Origin of the sequence: Micromonospora sp. NPDC049151, from assembly GCF_040648395.1 — a bacterium.
Taxonomy (GTDB): Bacteria; Actinomycetota; Actinomycetes; order Mycobacteriales; family Micromonosporaceae; genus Micromonospora.
This window is the reverse complement of sequence record NZ_JBEZDP010000008.1, coordinates 43090-64111: the sequence shown is the minus strand read 5'-3', so window position 1 is coordinate 64111 and position 21022 is coordinate 43090. Positions and strand designations below refer to the sequence as shown.

The 21022-nt window shown below is 72.8% G+C and carries 18 protein-coding genes; 9 read left to right on the top strand and 9 right to left on the bottom strand.

Going from position 1 to position 21022, the window contains the following annotated elements; genetic code table 11:
* The first annotated feature begins 81 nt into the window (after positions 1–81).
* Positions 82–1110 carry a hypothetical protein gene (locus AB0B20_RS11865; protein WP_357470140.1) on the top strand — a complete coding sequence of 343 codons (1029 nt, stop codon included), beginning with the start codon at positions 82–84 and terminating at the stop codon, positions 1108–1110.
* Between the two features lie 123 nt (positions 1111–1233).
* Positions 1234–4020, top strand: coding sequence for a phosphoenolpyruvate carboxylase (ppc, locus tag AB0B20_RS11860; protein ID WP_357381643.1), 2787 nt, complete (start codon positions 1234–1236; stop codon positions 4018–4020).
* Positions 4021–4148: 128 nt separating this feature from the next.
* Here the strand turns inward: ppc and AB0B20_RS11855 are convergent, their stop codons facing one another.
* On the bottom strand, positions 4149–4946 hold the full coding sequence (locus AB0B20_RS11855) for a hypothetical protein (protein WP_357470137.1): 798 nt from the start codon (positions 4944–4946) through the stop codon (positions 4149–4151).
* 54 nt (positions 4947–5000) lie between these two features.
* Here AB0B20_RS11855 and AB0B20_RS11850 point away from each other — a divergent pair, with 54 nt between their 5' ends.
* Together AB0B20_RS11850 and AB0B20_RS11845 are read left to right on the top strand one after the other, a co-directional pair.
* Positions 5001–6179 carry a DNA recombination protein RmuC gene (locus AB0B20_RS11850; RefSeq protein WP_357470134.1) on the top strand — a complete coding sequence of 393 codons (1179 nt, stop codon included), beginning with the start codon at positions 5001–5003 and terminating at the stop codon, positions 6177–6179.
* A 148-nt stretch (positions 6180–6327) separates the two neighbouring features.
* Positions 6328–9618, top strand: a complete 3291-nt coding sequence (locus tag AB0B20_RS11845) for a S8 family serine peptidase (RefSeq protein WP_357470129.1) — start codon at positions 6328–6330, stop codon at positions 9616–9618.
* Between the two features lie 58 nt (positions 9619–9676).
* Here AB0B20_RS11845 and AB0B20_RS11840 read toward each other — a convergent pair whose 3' ends face one another.
* Positions 9677–10096, bottom strand: a complete 420-nt coding sequence (locus AB0B20_RS11840) for a hypothetical protein (protein ID WP_357470126.1) — start codon at positions 10094–10096, stop codon at positions 9677–9679.
* 38 nt (positions 10097–10134) lie between these two features.
* Positions 10135–11124 carry a 4-hydroxy-3-methylbut-2-enyl diphosphate reductase gene (locus AB0B20_RS11835; protein ID WP_357381633.1) on the bottom strand — a complete coding sequence of 330 codons (990 nt, stop codon included), beginning with the start codon at positions 11122–11124 and terminating at the stop codon, positions 10135–10137.
* A gap of 87 nt (positions 11125–11211) precedes the next feature.
* Between AB0B20_RS11835 and xseA the strand changes: the two genes are divergently transcribed.
* Both xseA and AB0B20_RS11825 read left to right on the top strand, forming a co-directional pair.
* Positions 11212–12450 (top strand): exodeoxyribonuclease VII large subunit, encoded by a 1239-nt coding sequence (gene xseA, locus AB0B20_RS11830; RefSeq protein ID WP_357470123.1) that lies wholly within the window; start codon positions 11212–11214, stop codon positions 12448–12450.
* Between the two features lie 13 nt (positions 12451–12463).
* Positions 12464–12676, top strand: a complete 213-nt coding sequence (locus AB0B20_RS11825; protein ID WP_128136699.1) for an exodeoxyribonuclease VII small subunit — start codon at positions 12464–12466, stop codon at positions 12674–12676.
* Between the two features lie 66 nt (positions 12677–12742).
* Here the strand turns inward: AB0B20_RS11825 and AB0B20_RS11820 are convergent, their stop codons facing one another.
* Both AB0B20_RS11820 and AB0B20_RS11815 read right to left on the bottom strand, forming a co-directional pair.
* The gene (locus AB0B20_RS11820; RefSeq protein WP_357470118.1) at positions 12743–13582 is read right to left on the bottom strand and encodes a hypothetical protein; all 840 of its coding nucleotides are present in this window, start codon (positions 13580–13582) and stop codon (positions 12743–12745) included.
* A 93-nt stretch (positions 13583–13675) separates the two neighbouring features.
* Positions 13676–14347, bottom strand: a complete 672-nt coding sequence (locus tag AB0B20_RS11815) for a DUF4245 domain-containing protein (RefSeq protein WP_357381627.1) — start codon at positions 14345–14347, stop codon at positions 13676–13678.
* A gap of 146 nt (positions 14348–14493) precedes the next feature.
* Between AB0B20_RS11815 and glpX the strand changes: the two genes are divergently transcribed.
* Positions 14494–15525, top strand: a complete 1032-nt coding sequence (gene glpX / locus AB0B20_RS11810) for a class II fructose-bisphosphatase (protein ID WP_252453116.1) — start codon at positions 14494–14496, stop codon at positions 15523–15525.
* Between the two features lie 38 nt (positions 15526–15563).
* Positions 15564–16505: a DMT family transporter gene (locus AB0B20_RS11805; RefSeq protein WP_357470349.1), complete on the top strand. Its 942-nt coding sequence runs from the start codon at positions 15564–15566 to the stop codon at positions 16503–16505.
* On the opposite strand, the gene AB0B20_RS11800 is transcribed toward AB0B20_RS11805, so the two are convergent.
* Positions 16502–17440, bottom strand: coding sequence for an NAD-dependent epimerase/dehydratase family protein (locus tag AB0B20_RS11800; RefSeq protein ID WP_357470114.1), 939 nt, complete (start codon positions 17438–17440; stop codon positions 16502–16504). The genes AB0B20_RS11805 and AB0B20_RS11800 overlap by 4 nt on opposite strands.
* 138 nt (positions 17441–17578) lie before the next feature.
* Between AB0B20_RS11800 and AB0B20_RS11795 the strand changes: the two genes are divergently transcribed.
* Positions 17579–18265, top strand: a complete 687-nt coding sequence (locus AB0B20_RS11795; protein ID WP_357381622.1) for a TetR/AcrR family transcriptional regulator — start codon at positions 17579–17581, stop codon at positions 18263–18265.
* 12 nt (positions 18266–18277) lie between these two features.
* Here the strand turns inward: AB0B20_RS11795 and AB0B20_RS11790 are convergent, their stop codons facing one another.
* The 3 genes from AB0B20_RS11790 to AB0B20_RS11780 all read right to left on the bottom strand — a co-directional run bounded on the left by AB0B20_RS11790 (position 18278) and on the right by AB0B20_RS11780 (position 20804).
* A complete protein-coding gene (locus tag AB0B20_RS11790) occupies positions 18278–19246 on the bottom strand; it encodes an NAD(P)/FAD-dependent oxidoreductase (RefSeq protein ID WP_357470109.1) in 969 nt (322 codons plus the stop codon).
* Between the two features lie 105 nt (positions 19247–19351).
* Positions 19352–20008 carry a rhomboid family intramembrane serine protease gene (locus AB0B20_RS11785; protein ID WP_357381618.1) on the bottom strand — a complete coding sequence of 219 codons (657 nt, stop codon included), beginning with the start codon at positions 20006–20008 and terminating at the stop codon, positions 19352–19354.
* Positions 20009–20111: 103 nt separating this feature from the next.
* Entirely contained in the window at positions 20112–20804 is a 693-nt protein-coding gene (locus tag AB0B20_RS11780; RefSeq protein WP_357381616.1) for a transglycosylase SLT domain-containing protein, read from the bottom strand.
* Between the last annotated feature and the right edge of the window lie 218 nt (positions 20805–21022).

The window sequence follows — 21022 nt, the reverse complement described above, 5'->3', positions numbered from 1 at the left end:
CCGACGCTATCGGCCCGGGCCAGCGGTTTTCGCTCGACGAAACCCCACGAGCCGGACATATGCCGGCAATAGGCTGTGGCCGTGGACGACGAGCCGGAGCTGCGTACCCGGGACTGGCTGCCGCGCACGGCGGCGCTGATCCTCGGCACCCTGGCGCTGGCCAGCGCGTTCATTGCCGCCTACGTCGGCGCGCTGCACAAGCCGGACCCGCGCGACGTGCCGGTCGCCGTGGTCACGAACGACCAGCAGGCCCAGGCCGTGATGTCCGGCGTCCGCGCCCGCACAGACACGATCAAACCCGTCGGGTACGACAGCCTCGACGCCGCCTCCGACGGCCTCAACGACAGGTCGGTGTACGCGGTGCTCAGCTCCGCCCCGGACGGCGGCCTGACCCTCGCCACCGCCAGCGCCGGAGCGCCCGCCGCCAGCGAACTCGTCACCGGGGTGTTCACCGAGGCGGCCCGGCAGGCCGGGGTGCCACTTCAGGTCACCGACGACGTGCCGGTCTCCGCCGACGACCCGCGCGGCCTGGTGCCGTTCTACCTGGCCGTCGGCGTGGTGCTCGGCGGCTACCTGGCGTCCACCGCCCTCGGCATCTCGCTCGGCACCAGCCCGCGCAGCCTGCGCCGGGCCGGGCTGCGGATCGCCACGCTCGCGGTGCACGCGATCCTGCTCGGCGTCATCGGGGCGATCCTGGTCGGGCCGGTGCTCGGTGTGTTCGCCGGGCACGTGGCGACGGTGGCGGTGGTCGGCGCGCTCGCCGCGTTCGCGGCCGGGATGGTCGCCGCCGCCGTGCAGGGCTGGCTCGGGCTGCTCGGCACCGGCATCGTGATCCTGCTGCTCGTGGTGCTCGGCAACCCCGGCTCCGGCGGCATCTACGCGCCCGAGTTCCTGCCGCCGTTCCTGCGCGGCATGCACCGCTGGAACGTGCCAGGCCTCGCCACCGACCTGTTCAAGTCGGCCATCTACTTCGACTGGCGCGGCGGCGGGTGGGCGCTGACCGGGTTGCTGCTCTGGGTGCTCGCCGGCCTGGCCGGTCTGCTCACCGCGACCATGTTCCGCGCCCGGCGGCGGCCGCCGCCGGGTCGGCACGCCGCCGACCGGGGCTGACCGGCGGGCCGTCCCAGAGTGCAGATCATCACGCCGTCCCCCTCCTGCCCACCGGGGGCACGCGGATACCATCCAGAGGAGTCGGACAGCGCTGTCCTTCGTCCTCGCGTAAGGAGCGCAACCGTGACCGACCAGCACGACCACGACGGCCCCGACGCCGCTCTCCGGGCCGACATCCGCCGCCTCGGCACGCTGCTCGGGCAGACCCTCGCCCGCCAGGAGGGCCGTCCGCTGCTCGACCTGGTCGAGGAGATCCGCGCCCAGGTCCGCTCCGACGTGCCGGCCGCCGCCCAGCGCCTCGCCGGGCTCGACGTCACCACCGGCACGAAGCTGGCCCGCGCCTTCTCCACCTACTTCCACCTGGCGAACATCACCGAGCAGGTGCACCGCGCGCGGGACCTGCGCCGTCGCCGCGCCACGCACGGCGGCTGGCTGGACCAGGCGGCCAAGATGATCGCCGAGCGGGGCGTACCGGCCGAGGAGATCGCCGCGGCGGCCCGGCGGCTTGCCGTACGCCCGGTCTTCACCGCCCACCCGACCGAGGCGGCCCGCCGGTCCATCCTGTCCAAGCTGCGCGCGGTCGCCGACGAGCTGGACACCGAGACCGCGAACGCGATCCTCTACGGCGCCAGCGACGAGGGCCCGGCAAACCGCCGCCTGGCCGAACTACTCGATCTCATGTGGCAGACCGACGAGCTGCGGCTGGACCGGCCGGACCCGACCGACGAGGCGCGCAACGCCATCTACTACCTGCGGGACCTGTACGCCGAGGCCGCGCCGCAGGTCCTCGACGACCTCGCCGACACGCTGCGCACGCTCGGCGTGGAGACGTCACCGACGTCCCGCCCGCTGAGCTTCGGCACCTGGATCGGCGGCGACCGCGACGGCAACCCGTTCGTCACGCCGGTGGTCACCCGCGAGGTGCTGCGCATCCAGCACGAGCACGGCATCGCCGCCACCGAGAAGGCGATGGACGAGCTGATCACCGAGGTCAGCGTCTCCCGGCGGCTGCGCGCGGTGTCGCTCGACCTGTCCGCCAGCCTGGCCAAGGACCTCGACGCGCTACCGGAGGTGGCACCCCGGTTCCGCCGGGTGAACGCGGAGGAGCCGTACCGGCTCAAGGCGCGGTGCGTGAAGGCGAAGCTCGCCAACACCCGGGAACGGCTGCGCGCCGACACCCCGCACGTGCCGGGGCGCGACTACCGGGGCTCGGCCGAGCTGATCGCCGACCTGGAGCTGCTGCGCGCCTCGCTGGCCCGCAACTCCGGTCAGCTCACCGCCGTGGGGCGGCTCGCCTCGACCATCCGTACGGTGTCCGCGTTCGGCCTGCACCTGGCCACCATGGACATCCGGGAGCACGCGGAGAAGCACCACGAGGTGCTGGCTCAGCTCTACGAGGCGGTCGGCGAGGTGTCCGACTACCCGGCCCTGTCCCGGCTGGAGCGCACCAAGCTGCTCGCCGACGAGCTGACCGGCCGCCGTCCGCTCTCCACCCAGGACAGCCCGCTCACCGAGTCGGCCCGCAAGACGTTCGACGTGTTCGCGGCGATCCGCGAGGCGCAGGACCGGTTCGGCCCCGAGGTCATCGAGTCGTACATCATCTCGATGACGCTCGGCGTGGACGACGTTCTCGCCGCGGTGGTGCTGGCCCGCGAGGCCGGCCTGGTGGACGTGCACTCCGGGCGGGCCCGCATCGGCATCGTGCCGCTGCTGGAGACCCCGGCCGAGCTGAACGCCGGTGGCGAACTGCTGGACGAGCTGCTGTCGCTGCCCGCGTACCGGGCGCTGGTCGCGGCGCGGGGCGACGTGCAGGAGGTGATGCTCGGCTACTCCGACTCCAACAAGGAGGCGGGCATCACCACCAGCCAGTGGTCCATCCACCGGGCGCAGCGCGCGCTGCGGGACGTGGCCGCGCGGCACGGTGTGCACCTGCGGTTGTTCCACGGCCGGGGCGGCACCGTCGGCCGGGGTGGCGGCCCCACGCACGACGCGATCCTGGCCCAGCCGTACGGCACGCTCGACGGCGCGATCAAGGTGACCGAGCAGGGTGAGGTCATCTCCGACAAGTACACGTTGCCGGCGCTGGCCCGGGAGAACCTGGAACTGACGGTCGCGGCGGTGCTCCAGGCCACACTGCTGCACACCGCGCCCCGGCAGCCGGCCGAGATGCTGGAGCGCTGGGACGCGGCCATGGACGTCGTCTCGGAGTCGGCGTTCCGGTCCTACCGGTCGCTGGTCGAGGACCCGGACCTGCCCGCGTACTTCTGGGCCTCCACCCCGACCGAGCTGCTCGGCGCGCTGAACATCGGCTCCCGGCCGGCGAAGCGCCCGAACACCGGTGCCGGACTGTCCGGCCTGCGGGCCATCCCGTGGGTGTTCGGCTGGACGCAGACCCGGCAGATCGTGCCGGGCTGGTTCGGCGTGGGCTCCGGGCTGGCCGCCGCGCGGGCGGCCGGGCTGGCCGACGTGCTCGCCGAGATGAACCGGAACTGGCACTTCTTCCGCACGTTCCTGTCGAACGTCGAGATGATGCTGACCAAGACCGACCTGACCATCGCCCGGCGGTACGTGGAGACGCTGGTGCCGAAGAAGCTGCACCCGATCTTCGACAAGATCGAGCAGGAGTACGAGCTGACCAAGCAGGAGGTGCTGGCGGTCACCGCCTCACCGGCGCTGCTGGACAACTCCCCGGTGCTCCAGCGCACGCTCGCCGTGCGGGACACCTACCTGGAGCCGCTGCACCACCTCCAGGTGGCGTTGCTGCGGCAGTACCGCGAGTCCGGCGCGGCCGGGCGGGCGGTGGCGACCGCGCCGGGTGGGCGACGCGCCCCGAACGACGGCACGGCCCTGGAGCGGGCGCTGCTGACCACCGTCAACGGCATCGCCGCCGGCATGCGCAACACCGGCTGAGGTGTAAGGAAGGGCCCCCTCTTAACGCCTCGTGCATAAGAGGGGGCCCTTTTTAACGCATGCGCCGAGCGCGCCCGAGTGGCGCGAGTGGCGCGCTCGGACGCGCGGTCTCGGACGCGCGGCGCCGGCTAGAAGTCGCCGCCGCCGAAGTCCCCGCCGAAGTCGCCGCCGCCGAAGCCACCGAAGTCGCCGCCGCCGAAGCCACCACCACCACCGAAGTCGCCACCGGCGTCGCCGCCGCCCATGTCGCCGCCCTGGTCGCCGAAGTCCTGGCCGTCGCCGAAGCCCTCCTGGTAGCCGGCGTCGTAGCCGTACCCGGGGTCGGCGAACGCGGGCGAGAACAGCGCGTCCGCGATCAGCATGCCGCCGACCACACCGACGCCCGCCCCGAGCGCGGTCTTCCACCACGGCGTGGAGTACCAGCCGGCCGGCACCGGCCGCCCCTGGAACCGCCCACCGGGGTAGTAGTAGGGCGTCGCGTTCCCCGGCTGCGGGCCGGCCCGGAACGTCTGCCCCTGCACGTCGACCTGGCGTTCCTTGGTGAGCGCGCCGGCGCCCTGGGCGGAGGCGAGCGGCGGCAGCTCCGGGCCCGGGTCGATGCCCATCGCGGTCCGCGCCGCCCGGATGTACGCCAGCCCTTCCAGCGCGGTCTCCCGGGCCAGCCCGAACTGGCGCGGCGTGCTCGCCTGCTCCAGCTGCGAACCGGCCGCGTTGTAGCGCTCACCGGCGTCGGCGAGCGCCTGCCGGACCGCCGGGGCGTCGCCGTGCAGGTTCATGAGCTGGCCGCCGAGCCGCTCGTACCAGCGCTGCGCCTCGGCGCGGGCGTCGGCCAGCTCGTTCGACCGCCGCGACCTGCTCCCCCTTCGCCAGAACACGAACGCACCTCCGAGCAGCAGGATCAGGACCAGCCACAACGCGAACTCCATGACTCAAACGTACCCACCGGGCGCTCGTCGTACCCGTTTGGCAAGCTCTTGGCCATGAGCTTTGCGACGCTGGCCGTGGTGCTGCTCTGCCTCGCCGCGGGCGGCGCGGTGGGCTGGCTGGCCGCGCGGGCGCGCGCGGCGGCGGACATCGCCCGCCTGGAGGCGACGCTCGCCGCCACCAAGGCCGGCGAGGGGCGGCTGGAGCAGTCCATGCGGGCGCTCAGCTACGAGGCGACGGCGCAGTCCCAGGAGGCGGTTGCCCGCGCGGTCGCGCCGCTGCACGAGACGCTGCGCCGCTACGAGCAGCGGGTGGCCGAGCTGGAGCGGGACCGCGTCGACGCGTACGCCGAGCTGCGCGAGCAGGTGCGCGCCATGAGCACGGTCTCCGGCGAGCTGCGCACCGAGACCAAGCAACTGGTCGCCGCGCTGCGCGCGCCGCAGGTGCGGGGCCGCTGGGGCGAGCACCAGCTCCGCCGGATCGTCGAGGCCGCCGGCATGCTGGAGCACTGCGACTTCAGCGAGCAGGTCACCGCCGCGACCGACCACCAGGGGGTACGCCCCGACCTGGTGGTACGCCTGCACGGCGGCCGGACGGTGGTGGTGGACGCCAAGGCGCCGTTCGACGCGTACCTGACCGCGATGGAGGCGCGCGACGAGCGCGGGCGCGACACCCACCTGGACGCGCACGCCCGGCACCTGCGCGCGCACGTGGACGCCCTGGCCGCCAAGTCCTACTGGTCGGCGTTCGACCAGACACCCGAGTTCGTGGTGTTGTTCGTGCCGGCGGACCCGTTCCTCGACGTGGCGCTGCAACGCGACCCGTCCCTGTTGGAGCACGCGTTCGCCCGCAACGTGGTGCTCGCCACCCCGGCCACTCTGGTGGCGCTGCTGCGCACGGTCGCCTACTCGTGGCGGCAGGAGGCGCTGGCGCGCAACGCGGCCACCGTCCACTCGCTGGCCCGCGAGCTGTACGCACGGCTGTCCACACTGGGTGACCACGTCGGCAAGCTCGGCAGTTCGCTGAGCGGGGCGGTGACGGCGTACAACAGGGCGGTGGGGTCGCTGGAGGCGCGAGTGCTGGTCAGCGCCCGCAAGCTGGCCGAGCTGGGTGTCTCCGACGACGAGCTGGCCACCCCGGCGCAGGTCGAGCTGGCGCCGAGGCAGCCGCAGGCACCAGAGCTGCTGGGGACGCCGTCCACATCGTCCGAGAGGTCGGCAGGCGTCGACATCTAGCACGGCACGCGCGATGACGTAGGCCGATCCGTATCACGGACTGATCACAAACCCAGGCCGAGTAGTGACACCTGCCGTCGTGACACGCAGGATCACCGTCACACGTGCCCTGCCCCTCGAGGGCCCTGTTCTCTGGAGGAAGAGAACGTTGAGTAGACCCCGCACGCGCAGCCGGCGACCGTCCGCCGCGCTCCTGGCCTCGGTCCTCGCGGCCGGCGCTCTGACCGTCGGAGGTGGCGCCGGTACCGCGAGCGCCGCCCCGGCCCCCCAACCCTCGCAGCCGACCGCCGCGAAGGCACTGGGCGCACACGACGCCAAGCTGCTCGACGAGGCCGAGGCGAAGAACGCGCCGACCGTCACGATGATCGTCGCGGCCAGGAAGGGCTCGACCAAGAAGGTCGTCGACGGCCTGACCGCCCTGGGCGCCACCGTCAGCCAGCGGTACGACCAGATCGGCTACGTGCTGGCCCAGGTACCGACCGCGAAGGCGCTCAAGGCCGCCACGCTGCCCGGTGTCGCCGCCGTCGACCTGGACGAGACCATCAAGCTCCCCGACCCGGCCCCGGAGGCGGCCCCGAAGGGCGCCAAGACCGCCGCGCAGGCCCAGACGCTGGCCGGGCCGGGCGGCGACACCGGTGCGGTGAACCCGTACATGCCGACGAACGAGACCGGCGCGGAGTCCTTCAAGGCCGCGAACCCGCAGTGGGACGGCCGCGGCGTCACCATCGGCATCATGGACTCCGGTGTGGACCTCGACCACCCGGCGCTGCAGCAGACCACCACCGGCGAGCGCAAGATCGTCGACTGGGTGACCGCCACCGACCCGCTGGAGGACGCGTCCTGGCGGCCGATGCTGACCGAGGTCAGCGGCCCGACGTTCACCACCTCGCTCGGCACCTGGACGGCGCCGGCCGGCAACTACCGGTTCAACGTGTTCCGCGAGAACATCACCGCGAACAGCGACGCGCGGGGTGACCTCAACCGCGACGGGGACACCACCGACTTCTGGGGCGTGCTCTACAGCCCCACCACCGGTGACGTCCGCGTCGACGCGAACCAGAACAACGACTTCACCGACGACGAGGTGATGCGGCCGTACAAGGAGAAGTTCCAGGTCGGCCACTTCGGCACGGACAACCCGGCCACCGCCGTACGGGAGCAGATCCCGTTCGTGGTCGAGTACCGGCGCAACGTGAACACCGCCCCGGTCGGCGGCCCCGGCCTGGTCGACTACGTCAACATCGGCATCGTCGAGAGCACCCACGGCACCCACGTCGCCGGCATCACCGCCGCCAACGACATGCTCGGCAACAGCGCCTTCGACGGCGCCGCCCCGGGTGCCAAGCTGGTCTCCGCCCGCGCCTGCTCCTGGGGTGGCGGCTGCACCGCGGCGGCGCTCACCACCGGCATGGCCGACCTGGTGATCAACCGCAAGGTCGACGTGGTGAACATGTCGATCGGCGGCCTGCCCGCGCTCAACGACGGCTCGAACGCCCGCGCGGTCCTCTACAACGACCTGATCAACACCTACGGCGTGCAGCTGTTCATCTCGGCCGGCAACTCCGGCCCGGGTCTGAACACCGTCGGCGACCCGTCGGTCGCCACCGACGTGGTCAGCGTCGCGGCGAGCATCAGCAAGGACACCTGGCTGGCCAACTACGGCTCGGTGGTCCGCAAGGACAACGCGCTGTTCAACTTCTCCTCGCGCGGCCCGCGTGAGGACGGCGGCTTCAAGCCAAACGTCGCCGCTCCGGGCTCGGCCATCTCCACCGCGCCGACCTGGCAGCCGGGCAACCCGGTGCCGGAGGCGGGCTACCCGCTGCCCCCGGGCTACCAGATGCTCAACGGCACCTCGATGGCCGCCCCGCAGGCCACCGGCGCCGCCGCGCTGCTGCTGTCGGCCGCCAAGGCGACCGGCAAGGGCGTCACCCCGGCCGCGCTGCGCCGGGCCGTCTACACCTCGGCCCAGCCGATCGCGGATGTCCCGACGTACGCGCAGGGCTACGGCATGTTCGACGTGCCGGGCGCGTGGAGCCTGCTCGCCAAGGGCGTGCCGACCCGCACCTACACCTCCGAGGCGCCGGTCTGCACCGAACTGTCGCCGAACCTGACCCGCTACGACCGGGCCTCCGGCACGTTCGTGCCGAACCCGAACGTCGGCACCGGCCTCTACAACCGCTGCGCCGCCGACCGCGGTGGCCAGAAGGTCAAGGAGAGCCGCCACTACGAGGTGAAGCTGACCCGCACCAGCGGCCCGAACAAGGGCATCAAGCACGAGGTCGCGTTCCGCGGCAACGACGGCACCTACAGCGCCCCCAAGGTGGTCTGGCTGCCGCTGAACAAGACCGTCACGGTCAAGGTGAAGGCCAAGCCGATGACGGCCGGCGCGCACGGCGCCATCATGACCGTCGACGACCCGGCCACCGACGTGGTCGACTTCGAGGTCGCCACCGTCGTGGTCGCCTCGAACCCGGTGGTCGCTCCGGCGTACTCCTTCTCGGTCGACGGCTCGGTCGAGCGGAACAACTTCCGGTCGTACTTCGTGACCGTCCCGCCGGGTGCGGGCGCGCTCCAGGTCAACCTGTCCGGCATCGCGACCGGCTCGCAGACCCGCTTCATCGCCATCAACCCGTATGGCGTGCCGGTCGAGAGCACCGCCAGCACCGCCTGCTACACCAACTTCTCCGACGCCGCGGTCTGCAAGCCGCAGGAGCGGGACTACCAGAACCCGCTGCCGGGCGTGTGGGAGATCGAGGTGGAGGCGCGTCGCACCTCGCCGGCGTTGGACAACCCGTTCCGGCTGCAGGCCCGCGTGCAGGGCGTCAAGGTGGAGCCCGCAGTGGTCCAGCTCCCGTCGGTCACCGCGGGCACCCCGGCCTCGGTGAGCTGGAAGCTGACCAACACGTTCGGCCCGGTCCAGGTGACCGGCGTCGGCGGTCCGCTGGCGAGCGCCCGGGCCGAGCGGCCCAGCATCACCGAGGGCGCCACCCAGGAGTACGTGGTGGAGGTGCCCGAGGGCGCCACCTCGTTCACCGCCCGGATCGGCAACCCGTCCGACCTGAGCGCCGACCTGGACCTGACCGTCTTCCGCGGCACCACCCAGGTGGGCCAGTCGGCCGACGGTGACTCGGAGGAGGCGGTCACGCTGACCAACCCGACGCCGGGCACCTACCGGGTCGTGATCGACGGTTACTCGATGAGCGACCCGAGCACCGCGTACGACTACCGGGACTCGTTCGCGTCCCCGGCGCTGGGCACGCTCTCCGCGCCGTCCACGCCGCTGTCCCTGGCCAACGGCGCCACCGCCACCCTGACCGGTGCGGTGACCGCCCTGTCCACCCCGGCCGCCGGCCGGGAGCTGTACGGCGACATGGCCGTGACCACCACCGAGGGCGCGGTCGTCGGCCGCGGTTCGGTCGAGGTCCTCGCGGTCAACTGAGCCGCTGACACGACGGAGCCCCGTCCCCTCTCGCAGGGGGCGGGGCTCCTTCGTGTCGTCAGGCGCGCCGGGCGGACTCGACCACGAACGGGGTGCCCTGCTGGCAGGTGGTCATCATGCCCGGCTCGGGGCGGCCGGTGACCTCGACCCGGACGCCGGCCTTGAGCACGTCGCGCGGGCCGCCGACCAGCAGGTGACCGTCGAGCAGCAGGCAGTTCGGCTCCACGCCGGCCTGCACGGTGCCGGAGATGACGGTCCCGCCGACACCCGGCGGCGTCGACGGGCCGCCCTTCCAGGAGGGGTCCGGGCGGGTCGTCGGGCTGGTGCCGGGGTCGGGCTGGCTGGTCACCGGGGCGGCTCCCGTCGTACTCGGGCTCGGGCTCGGGCTGGAATCGGCGGACCCGTCGCCGGGCGCGGCGCAGGCGGTCAGCGCGAGGCCGGCGAGCAGTGCGACGAGCACCGTACGAGGAGTCTTCATGATCGGTTGGACGCGGCGGGCGGCCGATCCGTTCCCGGTCAGCCGCGCGCCGCGGCGGCGGCCTTCATGTCGCGCTTGAGTTCCTGCGGCAGCGAGAACGTCAGCCGCTCGTCCGCCGTGGTGATCTCCTCGACGTCGCCGAAGCCGCGCTCGGCCAGGTGCGCGAGCACCTGCTGGACCAGCTCGTCGGGCACGCTCGCGCCGGAGGTCACACCCACAGTGCGGGCGCCGGCCAGCCAGGCGTCCTCGATCTCGTGCGCGAAGTCGACCAGGTAGCCGGCGCGGGCCCCGGCGTCCAGCGCCACCTCGACCAGCCGGACGGAGTTCGAGGAGTTGCGCGAGCCGACCACGATCACCACGTCGCACTCCGGGGCGATCTCCTTGACCACGTGCTGGCGGTTGGAGGTGGCGTAACAGATGTCGTCGCTGGGCGGCGACTGGAGCAGCGGCAGGCGCTTCTTGAGCCGGGCCACGGTCTCCAGCGTCTCGTCCACGGACAAGGTGGTCTGGGACAGCCAGACCACCTTCTCCGGGTCGCGCACGGTGACCTTGTCGACCCCGTCCGGGCCGTCGACGAGCTGGATGTGGGCGGGCGCCTCACCGGCGGTGCCGATGACCTCCTCGTGCCCCTCGTGGCCGATGAGCAGGATGTCGTAGTCCTGCGCGGCGAAGCGGCGGGCCTCGTGGTGCACCTTCGTGACCAGCGGGCAGGTGGCGTCGATCGCCCGCAGCGAGCGCTGCTTGGCCTGCTCGTACACCTCGGGGGCCACGCCGTGGGCGGAGAAGATGACTGTGGCGCCCTCCGGCACCTCCTCGTTCTCCTCCACGAAGATCGCGCCCTGGGCCTCCAGCGTGCGCACCACGTGCTTGTTGTGCACGATCTGCTTGCGCACGTAGATCGGGGCGCCGTAGAGCTTCAGCGCCTCCTCGACGGTCTGCACCGCCCGGTCCACGCCCGCGCAGTAGCCGCGGGGGTTGGCCAGGAGCACGCGCTTGCCGGTCCGGGGAGTCGTCTCAGCGTCAGTCACAGGCCCATCGTACGTGCCGCTCTCCCGCGCGGCAGCGGCCGCGAGGCGCGCGCGGGCGCTGTCGGTGCCGGGTCGTAGGGTGGGCGGGTGAGCGCGGGAGAAGACGGCCGAGGGGCGCCGGACGGGCGGAGCACGGCCGAGGAGCCGTGGCCGGTCCGGGTGGTCAGCCAGAAGGTCGGCGCCTGGATCGCCCGCCTGGGCTGGGTGTGGGTCGACGGCCAGGTGGCGCAGATCAGCCGCCGCCCCGGCGCGAGCACCGTCTTCCTCACGCTGCGTGACCCGTCGGCCGATCTCAGCCTCACCGTCACCACCAACCGGGACGTGCTGGACGCGGGCGCGCCGGAGCTGCGCGAGGGTGCGCGGGTGGTGCTGCACGCCAAGCCCGAGTTCTACGCCGCCCGGGGCACGCTGAGCCTGCGGGCCGACGAGATCCGCCAGGTCGGCCTCGGTGAGCTGCTGGCCCGGCTGGAGAAGCTCAAGAAGCTGCTCGCCGCGGAGGGCCTGTTCGACAGGGCCCGCAAGCGGCGGCTGCCGTTCCTGCCGGGCCGGGTCGGCCTGATCACCGGCCGCGCCTCGGCGGCCGAACGGGACGTGCTGACGAACGCCCGCCGCCGGTGGCCCGCCGTCGACTTCCGCACGATCAACGTGGCGGTGCAGGGGCCGAGCGCGGTGCCGGACATCGTCGGCGCGCTCAAGGTGCTCGACGCCGACCCGGCCGTCGACGTGATCGTCATCGCCCGGGGCGGCGGCGGCATCGAGGATCTGCTGCCCTTCTCCGACGAGGCGCTGTGCCGGGCGGTGTTCGCCTGCCGCACCCCTGTGGTCAGCGCGATCGGCCACGAGACGGACGCGCCGCTGCTCGACTACGTGGCCGACGTGCGCGCCTCCACCCCCACCGACGCGGCCAAGCGCATCGTGCCGGACCTGACCGAGGAGACCCGGCTGATCGGGCAGGCCCGGTCCCGCCTGGAACGGGCCGTTCGTCACCTGGTCGACCGGGAACAGCACCGGATCGACCTGCTGCGCTCCCGTCCGGTCCTGGCCCGCCCGCAGGTGATGGTCGAACAGCGGGCGGTGGACGTGTCAGCGCTGCGCGACCGCGCCGACCGCACCCTTGAGCACCGGCTGCGGGGCGCCACCGACGACCTGCGGCACACGCTGGCCCGGCTGCGCGCGCTGTCCCCGGCGGCGACGATGGAGCGCGGCTACGCGATCGTGCAGCGCGCCGACGGCCACGTCGTCCGCGCGGCCACCGAGGTGGCGAAGGGCGACGCACTGCGGGTACGCCTCGCCGAGGGCGAGCTGACCGCCACCGTCGACGGCTGAGGGAAGAGGAACCATGACCGGGACGAAGCAGGACGAACAGCTCAGCTACGAGCAGGCCCGCGCCGAGTTGGCCTCGGTGGTGGAGCGGCTGGAGGCGGGTGGCACCTCGCTGGAGGAGTCGCTGGCCCTCTGGGAACGCGGCGAACAGCTCGCCGGGGTGTGCCAGCGCTGGCTGGACGGCGCTCGCGCCCGCATCGACGCCGCGCGCCAGCGCGCCGAGGACTGACCCGAAACGAATCCTGGGCAGCTCCCGCTCGGCGCGGGAACTGCCCAGGTCTCGGGGAGCGGTGGGTCAGTTGAACAGGCCGTACAGCTCGGCGGGCGCCTCGACGACCTGGTCGGCCGAGGGCTTCTGGGCCGGGGCCGCGTTGCCGTAGTCGGTGTAGGTGATCTTCAGGTCCTGCGCGGCGCTCTGGCCGGCGGCCGGGATCTTGAGCACCATCTCGCTGAGCCGGCCCTGCGTGTCGACCTTGGCGGTGAACGGCACCGACTGGGCCTGCGCCCCGAGCGCGGTGATCACGGCCGGGTCGAGCGAGCCCGCCTGGGCGGCCTTCGACACGTCGACGGTGCCCTCGTACGCGCCCTCGCCGGTCTGCCGCACCTCGGTGATGCCCTGGGTGAGCACGGCGCTGCCGGCCGGGTCGAGCTTCTCGAAGTCGAAGCCGAGCGCCCGGTTGCCCTTGATCCGGTTCTGGTCGAGGTGGTGGTACTTGCCGGTGTTGAGGTTCTTCACGCCGGGGATCTGCGCGGCGGCGGCGCCGCCGAGTTCGAGCTTGACCCAGCTGTCCGGCTTGGCGTGGATCAGGTCCAGCTTCATCATCAGGTCCGACGACGGGTCGCCGATGGTCATCCGCATGTCGGCGCTCTGGCTCGGCTCGTGCACCTGCCCTTCGGCGGTGGAGCCCGCGCCGGTCATGGTGAACTTGAAGTTCCCCTCGCGGATCGCGTTGGTGGAGTCGAGCAGGGCCTGCTTGGCCGCGCTGCTGGACGCCGTGGCGCTCGGTGCGACGCTGCCGGAGGCGCTCGGGGTCGCGGAGGCGTCGGACGTCGTCCCGTTGCCGTTGCAGGCCGCCAGGCCGGGAATGAGCAGCGCCGCGGCGAACGCGGTGGCGCTGAAGCGTCGTATCTTCACGTCAACCTCTCCAGGTGGGTCGTCCGGGCTCGATGTCCCTTCTGTTCCCGGAAGCGGCCTTCCGCAATCCCGCCTCACCCGGAGGGAGGACGATCAGCGCAGCGACGTGGCGAGCTTGCGCAGCTCCGACTCCCCCGCGTCGCCGACGACGATCACGGTGCGGTTCGGCTCCAGCAGGACGAGCGCCTGCTCGTTGCCGCGCGCGGTGTAGCGCTGCCAGCTCAGCCCGCCGGGCAGGTCGGCCGCGCCCTGCGGCTGTCCCTCGGTCAGCTCGGCCGGCAGCAGCTTCTCCGCCGGGACGTTGCTCTCCACGAGCTGGGCGCCCCGGCCCTCCGGGGTCACGTAGCCGATGCGCAGCGTGGAGCCGTCCGCCTCGGTCCGGAACCGGGCGTTCACCGTACGCCAGTCGTCGCCCAGCCCGGTCGGCTCGCTGACCGGGAAGGCGTTCGCGGAGCGGGCCTGCTCCAGCGCGGGCGCCGGGTCGACGGTGACCGGCGAGTCGCCGCCGAGGAAGCCCCGGTAGAAGGCGAGCAGCAGCGCGATCGGGACCAGCAGGATCAGCAGGGACAGCGCCATGTCCTTCGGCGACCGCTCGGACCGGGCCTTGCCCCCCGCCGGACCAGCCGCGGGCGCACCCGCTGCCGGTGTCACAGCCGCGGGCTCGCCGGGCGCGGGTGCCACAGCCGCGGGCTCGCCCAGCGCGGGCTGGCCCTCCGGCGGGGTGGCGTCGGTCGGTGTGCGGTCGGCAGGCTGTGCGGCTTCCACCCGGCCATTGTCGCAGCCCACCGGGGGACGTGATCCTGGCCTCCTCCGCCCCGCCGGGACGGCGAACCTGAGATCGTGTGAGGATCAGCGACAAACCGGCGGTGGTGACCGCCGGTCCCACCCCGCAACGTCGCGAGGAGGCCGCCATGACAACCACCAGTACGCGGACGCCCCAGGATCTCGACCGCAACCTCGCCCTCGATCTGGTCCGGGTCACCGAGGCCGCGGCGATGGCTGCCGGCCGCTGGGTCGGCCGGGGCGACAAGGAAGGCGGCGACGGCGCAGCTGTCGACGCCATGCGAAAGCTGATCAACTCGATCCCGATGCGCGGCGTCGTGGTGATCGGCGAGGGCGAGAAGGACAACGCCCCGATGCTGTTCAACGGCGAGGAGGTCGGCGACGGGACCGGCCCCGAGGTGGACGTGGCGGTCGACCCGATCGACGGCACCACGCTGATGAGCAAGGGCATGCCGAACGCGCTGGCGGTGCTCGCGGTGGCCGAGCGCGGCGCGATGTTCGACCCGAGCGCCGTCTTCTACATGGAGAAGCTGGCCGTCGGCCCGATGTACGCCGACGTGGTGGACATCAACGCCGGGGTGGCCGAGAACATCAACCGGATCGCCAAGGTCAAGGGCACCGACGCCGCCGAGGTGACCGTGTGCGTGCTGGACCGCTCGCGCCACGACGACCTGGTGAAGCAGATCCGGCGTACCGGCGCCGGGATCCGGTTCATCTCCGACGGCGACATCGCCGGCGCCATCGCGGCGGCGCGTGGCGAGTCGGACGTGGACGTGCTGATGGGCATCGGCGGCACCCCGGAGGGCATCACGGCGGCGTGCGCGCTCAAGTGCATGGGCGGCATGATGCAGGCCAAGCTCTGGCCGAAGGACTCCGACGAGCGCCGCAAGGCGCTGGACGCCGGGCACGACCTGGACCGGGTGCTGTTCACCGACGACCTGGTCACCGGCGACAACTGCTTCTTCGTGGCCACCGGCGTCACCTCGGGTGACCTGCTGCGCGGCGTGCGGTACCGCTCCGGTGGGGCGTACACGCAGTCGATCGTGATGCGTTCCAAGAGCGGCACGATCCGGGTGATCGACTCGTACCACCGGCTGGAGAAGCTCGCCCTCTACTCGGCCGTCGACTTCGACGGCCGACCGCTGGCCGAGCAGGAGTGAGCAGAGCCGGGACGGCGGCACCACCGGCACCGCCGACGCTGTCGACCGGACGACGTGTCGCAGGTGTCGGGCTGGCCACCGCCTCGGGCGTGATGGTCGCCGTCCAGTCCCGGATCAACGGCGAGCTGGGCGTACGCCTGGCCGACGGAATCGCCGCGGCGGTGGTCTCGTTCGGCGTGGGCCTGCTGATCCTGCTGGTGCTGGTCCCCGCCACCCCCGGTGGCCGGCGGGGACTGGCCGCCCTGCGCGGCGCGCTGCGCGCCGGCACGCTGCGGCCGTGGCAGTGCCTGGGCGGCGTGTGCGGCGCGTTCCTGGTCGCGACGCAGGGGCTGACCATCGGCACGCTCGGCGTGGCGGTCTTCACCGTCGCGGTGGTGGCCGGGCAGTCCGGCAGCAGCCTGCTCGTCGACCGGGCCGGCATCGGCCCGACCGGCCGGCAGCCGGTCACCCCGAACCGGCTGATCGGCGCGGTGCTCACAGTGCTCGCGGTCCTGCTGGCGGTGGGCGACCGGCTCGGCGACCCGAAAGCGCTGGTGCTGGCCGTGCTGCCGCTGGCGGCCGGGGTGGGCATCGCCTGGCAGCAGGCGGTGAACGGGAGGGTCCGGGCGGCGGCGGGCAGCGCCATGACGGCCACGCTGGTGAACTTCACAGTGGGCACCGCGGCGCTGCTGCTCACGTTCGCTGTCGACCTGGCGGTACGCGGCCGGCCGGCCGGCGCTTTCCCGGCCGAGCCGTGGCTGTATCTCGGCGGCCCGATCGGCATCGTGTTCATCGCGCTGGCCGCCGCCCTCGTCCGGTTCACCGGGGTGCTGCTGCTCGGCCTGGCGACCATCGCCGGGCAGATCGTCGGCGCGGTGCTGCTGGACCTGGCGCTGCCGACCGCCGCCTCGCACCCCGGGCTGGACACGCTGCTCGGCGCGGCGCTGACCCTCGTCGCCGTGCTCGTCGCCGCCTTCGGCCCGACCCGTCCCCGCACCTAGCGGGCGGCGGCGGGCGCGGCGGCGCGCAGGCCGGTGACCATCTCGTCGACCACCCGGTCCAGCGGCGTCCCCTCGATCCCGAACGTCTCGGTGGCCGCGGTGGAGTCCATCACGAACGGCCCGGCGAACTGGTGCGCGGTCTCCCGGATCTCCTTGGCGAACGGGTCGGCGAGGCCGCCGAGCCAGAGCACCGGGTAGGGCATCCGGGTCAGCCGGGGTGCCGGCGCCCCGGCCCGCTCCGCCGCCCGGTGGGCGAGCGCCCGCATGGACATCGGGGGCGCGCTGGGCACGTGCCAGGCCCGTCCCCAGGCCCGCGGGTCGGCGGCGACCGCGACGAGGGTACGGGCGACGTCCCCGACGTACGTCCAGGTGTGCGGCGCGTCCCAGGCCACCGGCAGGAACACCCGCTGCCCGGCGAGCACCTTGGGCAGCACCATCATGGGCAGCGAGTTGCCGCCGAGGCCGATGTAGTCGGAGCCGCGTACCTCGGTGATCCGGGCCCGGCCGGCGCGGTGGGCGGCCAGGGCGTCGGCCCACATCCGGTTGCGGACCCGGCCCTTGACGCCGGTGGCGGCGAGCGGGGTCGCCTCGGTCATCGGGGCGTCGACCGGGCCGTACCCGTAGAGGTTGCCGACTGTCGCCAGCACGGCGCCGCTGCGTTCGGCGGCGGTGAGCAGGGCGGCGGCCAGCGGCGGCCAGTCCGTCTGCCACCTGTGGTATTCCGGGTTGGCGCAGTTGTAGAGCGCGTCCGCGCCCTCGGTGTGCGCGGTGAGCCGGTCCGCGTCGGCGGCGTCGGCGGCCACCCGCTCGATCGCCGCGTGCTCGGGGCCGGTGCCGCGCCGGGTGACCATCCGCACGCGCTCGCCGCGCTCGGCGAGGAGGCGGGCGGTGGCGGTGCCGACGGGGCCGGCGCCGACGATCACGTGCAGTGTCATGACAGGTCCACCTTCGCTGAAGCAGTAATCCGAATCGAGAGCACCGCTCTCGCAACAGAGCATGACTTACGCGGCGGCCCACGTCAAGAGCAGTGCTCTCTCTTCTGATTGCCGCTCTCTCCATGGCAGAGTGGAGACATGGTCGCTCCCTCGCTCCGCGCCCGGGTCCGCGCCGGGATGATCGAAGAGATCAAGACGGTCGCCCGCCGCCACCTGGACACCGACGGCGCGAACCTGTCCCTGCGCGCGGTCGCCCGGGACCTCGGCATGGTGTCCTCGGCGATCTACCGCTACTTCCCCAGCCGCGACGACCTGCTCACCGCGCTGATCCTGGAGGCGTACGACGCGCTCGGTGACGCCGTGGAGGCGGCCGACGCCGCCGCCGACCAGGCCGACCTGCGCGGACGCTGGCTCGCCGCCTGCCGGGCCGCCCGCGCGTGGGCGCTCGCCCACCCCGCCGAGTACGCGCTGCTCTACGGCAGCCCGGTGCCCGGGTACGCGGCCCCCGACGACACCGTCGCGCCGGCCCAGCGCCCACCTGTGACCCTGGTCGGCATCCTGCGCGACGGGCTGGCGTCCGGCCGGCTCGCCCCGCCCGACGAGGACCTACCCGAGCCGCTGCGCGGCGACGTGGCCGAACTGGTCGGCCTGCTCGGCATGGACGTGCCGCCCGCCCTGCTGGCCCGTGGCATGGCCGGCTGGACCCAGTTGTTCGGGCTGATCAGCTTCGAGCTGTTCGGCCGGATCAACCGGGCGCTGCCGCACCGCGACGAGTACTTCGACCACCAGATCGGACTGATGGCGGACCTGGTCGGCCTGCCCTGACGCCGGTCGGCGTCAGGTGCCGTCGGAGGAGTGGCCGGGGAACAGGTGCGCGGCCGGGTCGATGACGACGGCCGCGTTGTTCACGGCGGTGGCGGCCTCGCCGAAGCCGGTCGCGATCAGGCGGACCTTGCCCGGGTACTCGGTGATGTCCCCGGCCGCGAACACCCGGGGCAGGTTGGTGGCCATCGCGCTGTCCACCACGATGTGCCGCCGGTCGAGGTTCAGCCCCCACTCGGCGAGCGGGCCGAGGTCGGCGGTGAAGCCGAGCGCCGCCACCACCGTGTCCACCGGAAGCGTCTCCACCTCGCCGCCGCGTACGGTCAGCTCGGCGCCGGTGACCGTCTCCTCGCCGTACAGCCGGCTCACCTCGGCGTTCACCACGATCCGCACCGGCAGGGCACGGACGCGCTCGATGGTGGCGGCGTGTGCCCGGAAGCGGTCCCGCCGGTGCACGAGCGTCACCGACCGGGCCAGCGGGGCGAGCGTGGCGGCCCAGTCGAACGCCGAGTCGCCGCCGCCGACGATGAGCACGTGCCTGTCGGTCAGCTCGGCCGGCTGCGGCACGAAGTAGACGATCCCGCCGCCGGTGAAGCTCTCCGCGACCGGCAGCGGCCGGGGCGTGAAGCTGCCGAGCCCGCCGGTGACCAGCACCGCGCCGCAGGTGAGCTGCTCACCGCCGGCCAGGCCGAGCACCGGCCGGCCGTCGAGGTAGGACAGCTTCTCCGCGCGTACGCCGAGGCGGTAGTCGGGGTGGAACGGCGCCGCCTGGGCGACCAGGTTCGCGACCAGCTCACGGCCCTTGATCGCGGGGAAGCCGGCGACGTCGAGGATCAGCTTCTCCGGGTACATCGCGGTGACCTGGCCGCCCGGCTCGGGCAGCGCGTCGATCACCGACACGGAGAGTCCACGGAAACCGGCGTAGTAGGCGGCGAAGAGCCCGGCGGGACCGGCCCCGATCACGGCGACATCGACCTCGCGCATGGCGTACCGTCACTTTCCGCTTCGGATCACCCCGTGCTGATGCGGAAACGGTAGGCGGGCGGGTGGCCGCGGGCAAGCACGTCCCGCGCTTCGATCAACGCGCCGTCAGGGCAGCGTCATCCTCGGTGAGCCGAGACGGTCGGACTCGCCGGCGTCGTTGCGGCGCCGGAACAGGATCGCCGCGACCACGCCGCCGAGCAGCCCGAACAGGTGCCCCTGCCAGGAGATGCGCTCGTCGGTGGGGAGGATGCCGAGCAGCTGCCAGCCGTAGAGCAACCCGACCAGCAGGCCGACGGCGAAGTTCCACCAGCTGCGCTCCACCACGCCCCGGGTGAGCAGGATGCCGAGGTAGCCGAAGATCACGCCGCTGGCGCCGACCACCACCGAGTTGGGTGAGCCGGTGAACCAGACGCCCAGACCGCTGACCAGGATGATCACCCCGGTGGACCAGAGGAACCGGCGGGTGCCCGCGGCCAGCACGAACGTGCCGAGCAGGATCAGCGGGATGCTGTTGCTGTAGAGGTGGTTCCACCCGGCGTGCAGGAACGGCGAGAAGAAGACGCCGTCCAGGCCCTGGAGCCGCTGCGGGATGATGCCGGCGGTGTAGTCGAGGCCGAGTCGCAGGCCGACGTCGAGCGCCTCGATGAGGAACAGCACCGGCACGACCGCGCACATGGCGACGAAGGCCCGGCCGAGCGCCGCGTAGAACGCGTCGGTGCCGAACCGATGGGGGTCGCCGCTGGGGCCGCCGTGCCAGGTCACCTACCAAGAGCTATCAGCAAATGCGGCGGGCCGCCAGTCGGGCGGCGGCACGACGACGGCGGGACACCCGGGTCTGCCGGTGTGTCCCGCCGTCGTGGTGATGTCAGTACCAGCCCGAACTCTGCGACTTCTGCCAGGCGCCGCAGGGGGTGTCGTACCGGCCCTTGATGTAGCCGAGACCCCAGGTGATCTGGGTCGCCGGGTTGGTCTTCCAGTCGTCGGCCACCGAGGCCATCTTGCTGCCCGGCACGGCCTGCGGGATCCCGTACGCCCCCGAGGAGCTGTTGGAGGCCTTCGGATTCCAGCCGCTCTCCTTGGTCCAGAGCTTGTCCAGGCAGGGGAACTGGTCGATGCCGAAGCCCTTGTCGAGCATGATGGCGCAACCGACCTTCCGGTTGCCGCTGTACTCCGCGCACGAGGACGGGATCGGGCCGCTGTACGGCTTGACCTTCGCCTCCTTCTCGGCCGCCTCCGCGGCGTCCCGCTCCTTCTTGCGGGACGCGGCGGCCGCCTCGGCCTTCCTGGCCCGCTCGGCGGCCTCCTTCGCCGCCGCGGCGGCACGCAGCTTCGCCTGGTACTCGGCGGCACGCTTGCGCGACGAGTCCACGCGGTGGTCGGACAGCCGCTCACGCTGGTACGCGTGCTCCGCCTGGTCGACCTCCAGGCCGACCTGTGCGGTCAGGCCCTGCTGCTGGGTCTGTCGATCCTCGCCCAGGTAGAAGCCGCCTGCGACGCCCACGGAGAGCAGTGCGACAGCGGCCGTACGGGCGCCGAACCGGCTCCACAGCCGACTCACGAAGTTTCCCTTCGTCGGGGGCAGGGACACGGCACACGTGGGCCACGGTCGGGTCACGCCGGGTGCCGTGAGCGCACCGGTACCGGTGTGACTCCGGGCCGTGTCCGGCGCTGGAGTGGTAGGTGACGCTCGATGGACACCATCGCGCACGGTGAGGCCGGTGGGAAATGGCCAGGCCGAAAAGTGATCTGCGTCACCCCTAATATCAGGATGAAATA